Origin of the sequence: Lentimicrobium sp. S6 (genome assembly GCF_013166635.1) — a bacterium.
Lineage (GTDB): Bacteria > Bacteroidota > Bacteroidia > Bacteroidales > UBA12170 > UBA12170.
The window spans coordinates 1-14,646 of record NZ_JABKBZ010000102.1 but is presented as its reverse complement, the minus strand read 5'-3'; the positions used below and the strand labels follow the sequence as shown (position 1 = coordinate 14,646).

General features: G+C 36.6%; 7 protein-coding genes. 4 read left to right on the top strand and 3 right to left on the bottom strand.

Annotation, left to right across the window (positions count from 1 at the left end; all coding sequences use genetic code 11):
* The coding region (locus HNS40_RS20430; RefSeq protein ID WP_172284451.1) for a T9SS type A sorting domain-containing protein at nucleotides 1-2,054 on the top strand (2,054 nt) is incomplete at its 5' end.
* A gap of 231 nt (nucleotides 2,055-2,285) precedes the next feature.
* Here the strand turns inward: HNS40_RS20430 and sfsA are convergent.
* The 3 genes from sfsA to HNS40_RS20415 form a co-directional block, all read right to left on the bottom strand.
* Nucleotides 2,286-2,963, bottom strand: coding sequence for a DNA/RNA nuclease SfsA (gene sfsA, locus HNS40_RS20425; protein WP_172284449.1), 678 nt, complete (start codon nucleotides 2,961-2,963; stop codon nucleotides 2,286-2,288).
* A 125-nt stretch (nucleotides 2,964-3,088) separates the two neighbouring features.
* Nucleotides 3,089-7,900: a C25 family cysteine peptidase gene (locus tag HNS40_RS20420; RefSeq protein ID WP_172284447.1), complete on the bottom strand. Its 4,812-nt coding sequence runs from the start codon at nucleotides 7,898-7,900 to the stop codon at nucleotides 3,089-3,091.
* A gap of 227 nt (nucleotides 7,901-8,127) precedes the next feature.
* Nucleotides 8,128-9,750 (bottom strand): ATP-binding protein, encoded by a 1,623-nt coding sequence (locus HNS40_RS20415; protein ID WP_172284445.1) that lies wholly within the window; start codon nucleotides 9,748-9,750, stop codon nucleotides 8,128-8,130.
* Between the two features lie 355 nt (nucleotides 9,751-10,105).
* On the opposite strand from HNS40_RS20415, the gene HNS40_RS20410 reads away from it, so the two are divergent.
* The 3 genes from HNS40_RS20410 to HNS40_RS20400 all read left to right on the top strand — a co-directional run bounded on the left by HNS40_RS20410 (nucleotide 10,106) and on the right by HNS40_RS20400 (nucleotide 14,482).
* On the top strand, nucleotides 10,106-11,743 hold the full coding sequence (locus HNS40_RS20410; RefSeq protein ID WP_172284444.1) for a lectin like domain-containing protein: 1,638 nt from the start codon (nucleotides 10,106-10,108) through the stop codon (nucleotides 11,741-11,743).
* 46 nt (nucleotides 11,744-11,789) lie between these two features.
* A complete protein-coding gene (locus HNS40_RS20405; protein WP_172284443.1) occupies nucleotides 11,790-12,269 on the top strand; it encodes a DUF6790 family protein in 480 nt (159 codons plus the stop codon).
* Nucleotides 12,270-12,337: 68 nt separating this feature from the next.
* Nucleotides 12,338-14,482, top strand: a complete 2,145-nt coding sequence (locus HNS40_RS20400) for a glycoside hydrolase family 97 protein (RefSeq protein ID WP_172284442.1) — start codon at nucleotides 12,338-12,340, stop codon at nucleotides 14,480-14,482.
* Nucleotides 14,483-14,646 lie beyond the last annotated feature (164 nt).

Here is a 14,646-nt window from a genome sequence, read left to right as displayed (position 1 = left end):
AAAACTTCGTTAAAACCTGGGAAAAATGTTACGGAGGTACTGACTATGACAATGTACAAAGTATTATTCCTTATAAAGGGGGTTATTTGTTTTTTGGTACAACCTATAGCGATGATGGAGATGTTTCAAACAGCTGCAATGAATTCTTAAACGGTACAGCTTGGTTGGTGAATATAGATGCCAAGGGTGAAATTATTTTTGATAAATCTTATTGCGGTTTTGGAGGAGCTGCTGGAAAGAAAATAATATCAATTGATAGTGGTTTCTATTTGATAGGCTCCACAGGGCCTAACCATACTGGTGGTATAAATGGATATTGGCTAGCCAAGGCCGACACCAATTTTAATATCATTTGGCAAGATGTTTATGGTGGCTCAAGTCAGGAAATGCCAAGAGGAGGCTGTTTAAGTCATAATGGGGGTATTTTAGAAGTAGGAATTTCATCATCAACTGATGGGGACAAGGAAGTGTTTTATGGTTCATTTGACGATTGGGCTGTGAATTTAAATCCAGATGGAAGTAAAAATTGGATAAAAACCTACGGTAATATAAGACTAAATGAAGGTGGTGATATTATTCAAACTAGTGATGAAGGATATATGTTAACAGCAAGTGGATATAATGAATTACCCGGCAATATTTATTGTGATGGTCATGATGGGTTATTATCGGAAGCTTGGGCCATAAAGCTAAATTCTGATGGTGATATAGAATGGAATCAATGTTATGGTGGCAGTAATAAAGAATTCTTTAATTATGTTGTTGAAATTGAAGATGGATATATTTTTACTGGTAATTCAATGTCTTCAGATGGTGATTTAGATAACAATTACGGTTATGACGATGATGACTTTGATATGTGGCTTGTAAAAACTAGTAAGAATGGTGAAATAATATGGTCAAGAAATTATGGAGGTAGTGAATGGGATTTGGCTTATAAGATATTTGAAAACACTGACAATACTTTTACCATAATGGGTATTACAAAGTCTCATAATTACGATGTGCAAGGAAATGATAATGTTTCCAATTCCTCAATAGTATGGATGTTTAAGATAAATGAGGATGGTGATTTAATCTATCAAAAACCATTTCCTGAGATGATATATACTCAGGATTTTCCGGATTTTATTAAGGTCTCCGAATATAAATACATTGCAGCGGTGACCAAAAGGTTTTTTGGTTGCTACCACACCCAAGGCCAATGGAACGAAGATATTTATATTTTCGAAATACAAGATATGGATGAGTTTATCCCCAGCCAAGCCCAAGGTAACAGCAGTGTTTGTTTGAGCATAGAAACAGAGACTTATTATAGCACAGAATTAGTAATAGATACCATGGAAACCCAATGGTTATTATTACCAGGGGAGGCTGGAGAAATCACAGAAATGCACGATAGCATTTTAATCACTTGGAACCCCAATTTTCAAGATACCGCATGGCTACAAGTAAGAGCAGTAAACGAGTATGGCGAGAGTGCCTACTCCACACCCAAAGAAATTATCGTTTACCCACACCTTAATATAGCAGACATTACAGGCCCCGATAGCCTTTGTTCTGCCACTAACACACATAGTATTTTCAGCACCCAATTATCAGCAGAAAGCCAAGAAATCAACTGGTATCTGCAACCAGAAACAGCAGGAACTATCCTTAACCAACAAGATATAGCTATTATCACTTGGAGTCCCATTTTCGAAGGCGAGGCAAGTCTATTTACTGGCATTCTCAATAAATGTGATATGGAGGAGTATTCCAATTCAAAAGAAGTTTTGGTGAGAACTTGTTTGGGAGTAAACCAGCAAAATGGATATTATCTAGAAGTTTATCCCAATCCAGCCACCAATCAAATTACTTTTGAGCTGCCCAACATCAATAAACAAAGCCAGCTCCAAATTAAAGATATCTATGGCAAGGTCATCGCTACACTAATAATAAAACCAAATCAAAGCAAGCTCATATGGGAATGTAGTGGTATTGCCAGCGGTGTTTATTTTTATGAGGGAGAGATTTCGGGGGAGGTCTATCGTGGGAAGTTTTTGGTAAAATAAAAAATTAACCTTGTCGGGGCGCGACTCCAAGTCGCACCCCGACTGGATAACCATTAGAAACGATGGAATACAATTCCATCTCAGCAGTTTGTACTTTAGTTATAAATTCTATCTCTATGCGGTCTCTGCGTGTTTTCCCTTAGCCGGCCTTTGCGTGAAATCTTAAAAGTTGAGAGCTTAAGAGCTTCAATGTTTGAGTAATAGCCAAGGCCAATAACCAACAGCTCATCTTTAAAGCAACCGATAAAAAGAAATCTCATTCTCGCTCAAAAGTACTTGCACAGGATAAACTTCTACTCCTTTTGCTTTGGCATTTTTGAGGAGTCTATCATATTCGGGATCTATCTTTTTTGCAGTTCCAAAGCTATCTACATCGCTTCTTTGTATCAGGTAGATCATGGCGGCTCGTTTCCCTGCCTCCACCAGTTGCATGAGTGTTTTGAGATGTTTTTGTCCACGAGTAGTGGCTGCGTCCGGAAATAATGCTCTGTTTCCTTCCCTCATGCTTACGTTTTTTACTTCCATCCACACTTCTTGCTCTCCATCTTTACCAAAAATATCAAATCGAGAATCCCCAAATTTCACTTCTCGTTTTAAATGGCTTAAGTTAGTAAGTCCAGGAATCAGCTGCTTAGAAACCAATTCGAAGGCAATAGTATTGGCATTATTGGTATTTATTCCCACCCAGTTGTTATTAATCCAAATCATTTCCCATGTGAATAGCGTTTTGCGTTTGGGATTGTCAGCAGGGGAGAGAAGCACAGGAGCTCCTTCTTCTATGCAACTCGTCATGCTTCCTGTATTGGTACAATGGGCTGTTATGATGGAACCATCCTCTAGTTCCACATCAGCTAAAAAGCGTTTGTATCGTTTAATGAGCTTCCCTTTTACTAAGTTATTGAATTGCATAGGTGTTTTGTTAAATAGGTATTGGCACTAAGGCACGATGTTTCTTAAAGTCAAAAGTAAAAAAAAACTGGCCTCCCGAAAACATCAGAAGACCAGTAATATTTAATTAGACCGAAGCCTCTTTATTATTTTCTAATCACAAATCGCTTGTTGATCACGCTTTGCTCTTGAGGAATCATGATGAAATAAACACCATCAGATAAATGACTCAAGTCGATATCAATTTGTTCATTAATATTAGAGGCAGCAATGGTATAAACCACTTCACCTATGCTATTATGAATAGTAATATCAGCAGATTTTGATAACTGACCGTTGATTTCTAATTTGAATAGTCCGTTATTAGGATTAGGCATTAAAGCAATATCATTAGCTGATAATTCACCTAAACCTGTACAATCTTGGAAATGAACCATCATTTCATCAGAACCTTCACAACCTGTAGGATTTGTTACCACCACGCTAACCGAAACATCACCAGAAGCATCTGCCATGGTTTCATCAATATCTATGGTTTGGTCTGTAGCTCCAGTGGACCAAGCGTAGGCACTTCCTTGATTTTGAGCATCAAGAGTAAGAATGATGTGATTACAAACTATAGTGTCTAATCCTAAATTAACACTTGGCGATTCCATAACCGTGATAGCAATAGAACCTTCACCATTTCCATGGCATTCATTGGCATCAATAATAGAGATAAATCCTAATTCCATGCTTTCATCTGAAACAGTGAACTCAATCATATCAGTACTGTTTACCACTTCAAACTCTTGTTCATTTCCTTCCGCACCCACTTTTAAATTCCAAGGTGAAGCTCCAGTTAATTCCACATTAACTTCTACTAAACCATTGGCACAAACCTCAGCAGCATCTCCAGAAAGAATAGCGTTAGGAAGTTCATTTACAGTGACCATTGCAGAACCTTCAGCAGTTCCCACACAAGAGTTAGCATCAGTAATATGCATCAAGGTATAGTTCATGCTAGCTTCAGGGCTAAGTGTTAGTTCATAAGGACTTTCTGTGGCTTCGAAGAATAGCTCTAAACCATCCTCATCGTTTACCTCTACATTCCAAGGACCATTACCTGTCAGGTCAATGCTAAGAGCTGTTTCAGAACCCGCACACATACTAGCATCAGCAGTAAATGCTGCACTAGCTTGCTCGTTTACAGTGATGGCTAAAGCTTCCGAAGCAGGACCTTCGCCACAAACATTATACTCGCTGACAACTAGGTTTAATTCTCCAGCAAATCCTTCGTTGAATGAAAGGTAAGCGGTATTGCCAACAGCATTTATTATAGCAGCATCCTCAGGGCTAATAGTCCATGTGTATGTGCCCTCACCAGCTATGGTATAAACCATATCTTGTGCTTGATAACATACTATTGCTTCACCGGCAGGCATTTCAGCTTGCGCAGGTGTGCTAACTATTTCAAGACTCATGGTATTGCTTACAGAACCAGTACTGCTTGTAGCGGTTAAAGTAAGTTCTGCAGCACCATTATTAATATCGTCAGTACCTAAAGTATAGATAGGATCAACAATGTCATTTGCGGAGAAGGTACCATCACCAGAAGTGGTCCAAGCTAATGTTTCATAATCAGCAGCTCCACCTTCTAATTGATAAGTAGTTTCTGTATTACAAATTTGAGCATCATCACCAGCATTAGCAGCAGGAAGCATCATTGGAGGAAGAACAATAAAATCTACCCAAGCACAATCACTTCCGCCTGTAGCAGATCCATCTTTTACATATTTCCATTTTAAGGTATGAACTCCAGGGCTGATTGAATAAACGGCTTCGGTCCAAGATACTTCACCATCCCAGCTGCCTTGCTCTGTATTATCAATATAGAATTTTAGTTTGTCATAACCACTTTCTGAGCTTACTTTATAATAGAAGCTGATGACATCTTCCATCATTACTTCGTATTCAAGAACCAGTTCGCTGGATTGGTTATGTCCAATAGGGGACGATTTTGCACTGTATTCACCTTCATAAGATTCGTCATCTACAATTTGCCAATCAGCATTACCTGCAAAAGACCAATCATATTGAGTGAAGTCTCCAGATTCCCAATCTTCAACGATGAGGCCAATAGAAATGCCAAACTCTTTGCTAGCGGAATAAGGACCAGCATTTACTTCTGTTGTTATCACAGCAACGCTACCTATTGATGCATCAACGGCAGATTCTATATCGAATTCTGCGATAATCATATCAGCACTATCGATGGTAGTAAAAGTAATGTCAGCAGTATTTACAGTTAAATAATCAGAAGCACTAATGAGGTTGGCAATTCCTTCTGGAGTAGCACAACGACCATTGTTAGCAATTTGAATACTTAGGGTAGCTTCTTCTCCTGGATCTAATCTGCCATTATCATTACCTGATGTTTCAGTTAATTCCATATTTAGAATCTCTAAAACTGGGGCGTATCCTTTAATGGAGAATGAACTTTCCCAAACATCTGTACCATTTGTGGCGCTGAACTCAAAAACAAAGCTATGGTTATCAGGAATTTCTTCAGCTACAGTAAAAGCGAAAGCAGCGTCATGGCTTAATTCTTCATCCACATTAATATCACCAAAAGACTCTTGGTTGTCAATGAGTGTGATTAAATCATCATCACAAGTTATGGTCACTTCAACACCAGAAGCCATTTCAGTACCTAGGTTTTTAACGCTAAAGTTAAGAGCGATTTCTTCGCCAAAATCAACTTTACCATTATTATTTCCTGCAGCATCATCCACTTCAAACCCTGTTTTAACCACATATGGTCCATCAGGAGCAATCACTTGGATATATCCTTCATGACGGTAATAGTTTTGCTTGGTCACCACCACTTTAATCATAGTTCCCGGAACTTGAGCTTCGATGGTTACAGGAGCAGAAACACCTGTAGCTTCATCAACACCTATTAATTCTCCATCTACTGAGAAAGCAATCATTGCACCTTCTTCAGCCTGGATATCGATAAAATCTGGACCACTTACTAATACTTCACTATAATTAATTTCCATTTCCATAGGGACCTCAGTATAAACAATATTGAAGGCATCTCCATGGTGATGGAATAAGCGATATGTGATTTGTTTACTATCGGTGTTATAAGGCCAATTTGTATAAGAGAGGAAGTATTTACCAGCAGCGTTACCAAAGGCAGGACGAAATTCTCTTTCTTCTACTTCTGTTCCACCATAATCGGGCATAAAGTCGGGCCACATATTGTCAAAAACCCCCCAAACATAAGCATCATTTACAAAAGAGTAGGATACTTGAGAAGCAGCTGTTAAGCTTAAAGCACCACCACTTGTATACCTATGGAATTTCTCTGCAAAACATTCACCAGCCATATCAAAACGACCAGTTAGGCAATTGATAGAGAAAATATGTCCAATTTCGTCAACATTATTTAATTGGTTGATATAGCTAGATGTGAATGCGGGTTCTCCCCAACCAGATTCCATACCATGGTCACGGTGTTGTAGGATAAAAGCACCATCATTGATAGCATTTACTACATCAGTAGCTGTTCCACCACTCCATCCACCCATTTCGCCTGGAGTTGCAGGTAAATAACCTAAACCATCAGGGCCAAAATATGAGGTAACTTGGTTGGTATTAGTAGCTGTAGACCAAGGGTCGTTATTAGGATTTCCACCATAAACGGCATTGATACGAACTGGATCTTTTCCTAGAACTTCTCTCATATAACCTCCAACAGTCTCCGAACAAATCTGAAACCACCTTTCGGTTTGCCATCCTAAAGCTGTAATTGGTTTATTATAAAAATCAGCATCAGTAGGAGGTGTTCTTTCATACCCTAAAAACTTAGTTACCATAGTTTCCATTTCAGCATAATCACGGCCTGTCATACGTGCGAAAACGAAATCAGGAAGATCGTTTCCAGTATAATCGGCAAAATAATTATCAGTAATAAAATTACCTGAATAAGGATGGGGATATGTTTTTGAAGTGATGGTATTGTCATCATTACCATAGTCGGCCATTAATAAAACACCAGAAGGAACCGGATCCCAAGTTTCGTATATGGTATTAAAATAATCTTTTAAACCTTCTAAGTTGTTTCCGCCCATTTCATCAAGGGTAACCACTTTAGTAGTGATGCCTTGTTCTGTACGGAAAAGTTTGATAGAATCGGCCCAAGGCAAAAACTCATCATTATTAGGCACCAAAATGAGGTATTCACATCCTTCTTCTTTAGTTGATTTATTCATTTTTGAATAATCTACTTTAGGAAGAGCTTCAGCATTATAAACGATATCATCTAAAATCTGATCCCAGTATTTGCTTCGGAAACGATCTTCACCATATTGGCCATTACCACCTATGATTTCCACTTCCACTTCTAGGTTTTTATAAACCACAAGTTCTTTAGTGATAGGGTTATATTGAAAAGGATTCACGCTTACTATGGCGAATGTCATACCGCGAATTTCAGTAGTTTCTGTTTGAGCTATCTGAGCTGGATAGAAAGCATTTTTCTGATAAGAGCTTCCTTTTACAGCTGGCTTGGCTTCCTCAGTATCAAAAGGAATGGCAGCGGCAGGAGCAATTTCTATGTTTTCATAAACTACTTTGTTTTGATAGGTCACATGAACTTTGGATTGTGCTCCATTTGGAATTAACAAATAGCGAGCAGCACTTCCTAAATCGGGCATACCTTCTTCTGCAGGAAACATGGAAAGACCATATTCCAGTTGTTTCATATTTTCGCCTTGAATTTCAACATCGAATAAATTAAAACTGTGAACGCTGTGACTTAGCTTGATAGCGCCTTTACTACTTGATTGGATTTGAAATCCATTAGTTTGTGCATTTTCATCAAAGACATAGGATTGGGCACTAGAAAGCATAGCAAACCCCAATAAGATGACCATGATAAAAGACATTTTTGGTAAGAGTGATCTCATGATTTTGTGATTGGTTAGAATTAATAAGGCGCTAATATACAAAAGTAACAGAGAATAATTATACGCTTGGATCTATTTAGGTGTATTTTGGAAGGATTATAGAGAAGTGTTATTAGGCAGAACCTCAGTGTCTTTTTAGTGATTGTGAAGGATGGTAATTTATACAGCCTCTATATGGTAAAAACCTTTTAAAATAGAAATATATTTTATCAAAGCTTGACTAGTTCTCAGCAGTGGTTATTTGGAATTTGAATAGTGAATTTCGTTCCTTTATCAACTTCTGACTCCAAACTCATTTCGCCATTTAATATAATTGCATATCCCTTTGAAATGGAAAGGCCAAGTCCAGAACCTTCGTAACCATTAGAATGAGAAAAATCGGCTTGCACAAATTGTTCAAATATAGAAGCTTGTTTTTTTTGTGGGATGCCAATTCCAGTATCTTGAATTATAAATTCAGCCATGGTATCAGTTATGGTATAGCTTATTTCTACAGAGCCTTTGTGAGTAAATTTAATAGCATTTTTAATAAGGTTTGTTAGGATGGAATTCAGTTTATATTCATCAGTAAAAAATGGACCGGTAAATGTTATTTGTTCATTGAGTATTAATTCTAATCCTTTTTTTTGGGCTTCTTGGCTGAAAAAGTTTTGAAGTTCATGCATGATGAGCATGATATTGACATCTTGATATTGCGGTGTTTCCACTCCTGATTCTAATTTTGAAACATCAATAATATTATTAATGGTATCTAACATTCTATATCCACTTTTTTGGATAATACCAATAAATCGTTCTTGCTCTTCATGTGTGTTTTCTTCAGATTTTAGAAGCTCAGCAAAACCAATAATTCCATTCATTGGAGTTCTGATTTCATGACTCATATTGGCCAAAAAGGCAGACTTAAACTTGTCGCTTTCTTCAGCTTTAATTTTTTCCTTCTCTAACTCACTCATTATTTTGGAATTCAACTCTAATTGTTCTCGGAGGTCTTGGGTTTTATTTCGAACTCTAATTTGCAATACCCTATTAATGACAATAAGGAATAAGATGAGTAGTATAATAAGTCCACTTGATATTAAAAGTGTTTTAAGGTATTTATGCCAATCATTTGGTCCTCTATTATACTTAGTAATCCATTTATCATGTATTTTTTGGTATTCTCCATTGGCTAATATTACTTCTAATCCATTATTTAATAATTCAGCTAACTCTGGAGAATCTTTGGATATTTTAAAACCCATATTTCGCTCTAGAATACGATGCTCAGTAGCTTCAACATATTCTTTGTTTAGTTTCTGAGCATAATACATACTTCCAACTCTTTGAGAAATGATACAAGTCACCTCTTTGCGATCTAGAGAAAGAATTAATTCTTGATAATTATCAATAAATAAAAATTTAGCAGATGGATTTATTGAAAGTACATAATGGATCAAAACATCGTTTTTCCACATGGCCACAAGAGGTTGGTTTTTTGTTCTTAGAAACTCCAGTGAAAAATGATTGATATTGTTGGTATTATATAAAAAACAATGTGAAGTATTTATTGCAGAACGAGTATAAATAAATTGACTTTCGGGACTCCCAGGGTAATGATCACCACCAATAGCTTGAATACTACCATTATTAAGTTTTGAATTAATGGTTACCCAATCTCCTCCTGTAGTAAAAATGTCCGATTCATAGAGATCATCAATAGCATTTAGGATATCTATATTAAAACCTACCAGTTGACCTTCCTCACTTAAATAATTATAGGGAGGATAATTATCACTAAACATGATATGGTATTGAGCAGATAAGTTGAAGGAAGTGGCTAGAAATGCTAATAAAATAAAATAACGCATTGAATATTTATTTTCCTAAAGTTCTACGATAAGTTTTATAATCTCGGTTATTGCAAATATATACTTTTAAAAAGGAATACCTATTATTTCTTAAATTATACTATTTCCAAATTTAGAATGTAGGGCCCTTTAACATGTTTTATTTAATCACTTTAAAAAGAGTTAATTGATCGATTCAACTTTAAATTTAAATTTTATGATTTTTTTAAGAAATGTGATTTCACCGAAAAGAACCCATAAATACCGGGTTTTCAAATTTTATTTAATAACACTTGCTATCCCTTTTCGATTAAATGTAACTTTAAGTAACCAATTCGCGTAAACGCAGTTATTAAAAATCAAAAAAGGCACAAAGATGAAGAACTCTATTGTGTATTTGCTTTTTTGTCTTTCCTCGATATTAACATACGGACAACCACCAACAACATTCAATTTAACAAATGTTAATGGTGAGAATTATGTCACCAGCGTAAAAAGCCAATTAGGTGGAACATGTTGGGCATTCGGAAGCATGGCTGCCATGGAAAGTAACCTTTTGATGACCGGAAACTGGGAGGCACAAGGTGAAGTTGGAGAGCCCGATTTAGCAGAGTATCATTTAGATTGGTGGAATGGTTATAATGAATATTTTAATCAAGATCTTGAAGAGGCCTATAATAATGGTCAAGGCTTAGAAACTCATATGGGTGGTGATTATAGAATGACCACTGCCTACATTTCTCGTCTAGAAGGAAGTGTTAGAGAGATAGATGCCGAAAGCTATGATGATCCTTCTGAAAGAAACCATCCCAATCATCATAAATATTATCCAAAAAGTGTAGAATGGTATAATGCAGGTGACGATTTATCCAATATAGAACTCATAAAGTATAAAATCATGGAACATGGGGTAATGGCTGTGTGCATGAGTTATTCCAACGATTTTATGAGTGGAATAAATCATTATCAGCCAACTTGGGATAACCGTGAACCAAACCATTCTGTTTCTATTATTGGATGGAATGATAATAGAGAAACTCAGGCTCCCGGTCCTGGTGCATGGTTGGTAAAAAATAGCTGGGGTAATGACTGGGGAATGGCAGGTTATTTCTGGATTTCATATTACGACAAACATGCTTGTAAAAACCCTGAAATGGGAGCTATATCATTTATTGATGTAGATATTTTAGATTATGATACGGCCTATTATCATGATTATCATGGTTGGAGAGATACATTGACAGAAGTATCAGAAGCTTTTAATGCTTTTATTGCTAATGAAGATGAGGATATTGTGGCTGTGAGTTTCTTCACTGCTGGAGAAAATGTTGAGTATCATGTAAAAATATACGGTCAGTTTACCGATGGTACCGATGGAGAGTTATTGGATGAGCGTATTAGCCATGTTGGAATGATTGAGCATTCGGGTTTCCATACTATTGATTTACCTGATTATGTAACATTTCTTACTGGCGAAAAGTTCTATGTTTATTTGGAGTTAAGTCATGGCGGTCATCCATATGATAGAACCTCTTTTGTACCTGTACTTTTAGGAGATGTCAAAGCTGCAACTAAGGGTATGGTGCCTAGTACAACAAAGGAAAAACAAAGTTTTTATAAAGAAAATGGATCTTGGCTCGATTTTTACCATTATGATGAACCGGGAGATTACCAAAGTACGGGGAGTTTTTGCATCAAAGCCTTAGCCCAACATAATCATATTATGGGACTTCAGGCTGTTGATCAGAAAACAGGAGGTTTCCTTAATTTTGCTCCAAATCCATTTACTTCTTCTGCTAGTATTTCTTACGAAATTCCAGAAGCATCTATTGTGGAGATTGAAGTGTACTCGATAAAAGGACAGATGGTTGAAGTTCTTAAATCAGAGAAGCATATGAGTGGTTCACATCAAATCTCATGGAATAATAATACTTTAACTACTGGAGTATATTTTCTAAACATGAAAATAGATGGTCAGTTCTATGACCAAATGAAAATTGTAAAAGTGGATTAGGGGTCGAATATTTTTCGTATATTTATTAGTTCAAAACCTACGGCTTATGTTTTTCAAAATATTAGATATTTCTAGAATCGTTTTAGTTAGCCTCGCTTTTTATTTCGGATATCAAATTGGCTTTGCCGAAGAAGTTTATAATGCCAAAGCTCAGTTACATTTTATGATTCCTATTATTATTGGTGCAGTAGCAGGAATATCAGGATTGGAAGGGATATTTCTAAGTAAGAAATCTGCAATTGAAAAAGGATTTGCAGTAGATAGTAACTATCAAAAACAATCAGCTATTGCATTGCTTTCCTATGCAACAATTGCTATTTGGGTTTATTTTGCACAATGGGGGATTATGGCTGAACTTACTATTTTATTTACTTTTCTATTCTTTCTCTTTTTTGCGGCTATCAACCATGCCTATGATGCCATTAGCAGGAAAAATTACAAATGGCAAAACATCAACCGACCATTTATTACCTTTTTCCTAATTCTAGGATTGATATACCCTATTTATAAGGTGCTTTCACACTAGTATTAAATTTCTTAAGATTATTATTCTAAATTTGCTGTTAATTATAAAACAAAACTCAAATTTTTAATATGTATAAAAAGCTATTCCTTGTTTTTATAGTCGGCTTGGTATCTTCCTATGCCTGTCATAGATATGCGAAAAATGACCTCAGTCTAAGTTCTCCATCCGAGAGAATTAAAATAGAATTCAGTCTAAATGATTTAGGAACACCATTTTATCAGGTTATTTTTGATAATAAAGATATCATTAAGAAGTCTAGTATGGGATTCGATTTATTGGATGCACCCGCATTAGATAAAGGTTTTGAAATCATCGGTTCAGAAGAAATGATGATGAACGAAAACTGGGAAATGCCTTGGGGAGAGCAAAGAATGGTGAATAACCATTTTGAAGAACTCAAAGTGATGTTACAAGAAAAAACAGCACCCAAAAGATTAATGAATATCTATTTTAGAGCCTATGATGATGGTGTTGCTTTTAGATATGAATTCCCAGAGCAGAATGGTGTAGAGGAGTTAATGATTGTTGACGAGAAAACAGAGTTTCAGTTAACAGGTGATCATAAAACATGGTGGATTCCTGGTGATTGGGATATATACGAACACCTTTATAATACTACAAAAGTATCGGAAATAGATGCCTTAGAAAAAGCCAAACATGTGAATCTGGCTCAAACCTCTATCCCCTATAATGCTGTGAATACCCCAGTAACTATGCGTACAGAGGATGGTATTCATTTGAGTTTTCATGAAGCCAATTTAACGGATTATGCTGGCATGACTTTAAAGGTTGATACAGGTAGTTTGGTCTTAACGTCTGGACTCGTAGGCTCCAAAAACCATAAATACAAAGTTAAGCGAAGCCTTCCTTTTGTAACGCCATGGAGAACCATTCAAATAGCAGATGAAGCCAAAGACTTAATCTCCTCTAAACTTATTTTAAACCTAAATGAAGCCAATAAACTTGGTGATGTGTCTTGGTTTAAGCCTATGAAATATGTGGGTATTTGGTGGGAAATGCATTTGGGAATTGCTACTTGGGATTATGGAATGACTCAAAATATGAATACTTGGGAAGATACAGGTAAAGCACATGGTAAACACGGAGCTACCACAGAAAATGCCAAAAGATATATCGATTTTGCTGCAAAGAATGGAATGAGTGGTATTTTGGTGGAAGGCTGGAATACAGGCTGGGAACATTGGATTGGCTTTGAAGATCGGGAAGGTGTTTTCGATTTCGTCACTTGCTATCCTGATTATGATATTGAAGAAGTAGTTCGATATGGAAGAGAAAGAGGAGTGGAGTTGATCATGCATCACGAAACTTCTGCCGCGGTTACTACTTATGACCAACAAATGGATACCGCTTTTGCCTTAATGGAAAGCCTAGGAATTCATTCTGTAAAGACGGGGTATGTGGGAAAAATTATTCCTAAAGGCGAATTTCACCATGGGCAATGGATGGTGAATCACTATAGAAGAGTTTTGGAAACTGCCGCCAAATATAAAGTCGCTATTAATGCCCATGAACCTATTAAAGCTACCGGAATTCGTAGAACTTTACCAAATGCAATTGCTCGTGAAGGGCTTCGTGGACAAGAATTTAATGCTTGGGCCAATGATGGCGGAAATCCTCCTGAACATTTAACTATTGTTCCTTTTACAAGAATGCTAGCTGGTCCTATTGATTTTACACCAGGTGTGTTTGATATCAAATTAAGTAAAAAAACACCAAATCCAAACTGGGGAGCTGAATTGAAGAATCAAATCAACACTACTTTGGCCCATCAGCTGGCTTTGTATGTGGTTTTGTATAGCCCTATTCAAATGGCTTGCGATCTTCCTGAGCATTATGAAGGAAACCCAGCTTTGCAGTTTATTAGAGATGTGGGAGTAGACTGGGAACAAAGCATCGTCCTTGATGGTGAAGTAGGTGAGTTTGTAATAATAGCTCGCCAAGAAAGAGAAACCATGAACTGGTTTGTTGGTGCAGTTAGTGATGAAAACCCTAGAGATATTACCATCGATTTTAGCTTTTTAGAGGAGGGTAAAAACTATAAAGTCATTGTTTACAAAGATGGAGAGGAAGCCCATTGGAATGATAATCCTTTAAGTTTGGTTATTGAAGAAGTTTCGGTTAACAAGAACAGTAAAGAGACTTTTCATTTGGCTGCCGGTGGAGGTTTAGCAATTAGTTTGATTTTGGATTAGACTAATTAAATTAAATAAGAGAGCTGATATTAATGAATAGGGTTACCCATTTAAGTCTCGTGTAATTTAATCGAAGCGTAAGCAATCGGTTTATGCTCTACGCATCTCTGAATGATTTTATCTAAAATTGATTGGCGATGATTCCTTCTGTTAAATCTAAAGAA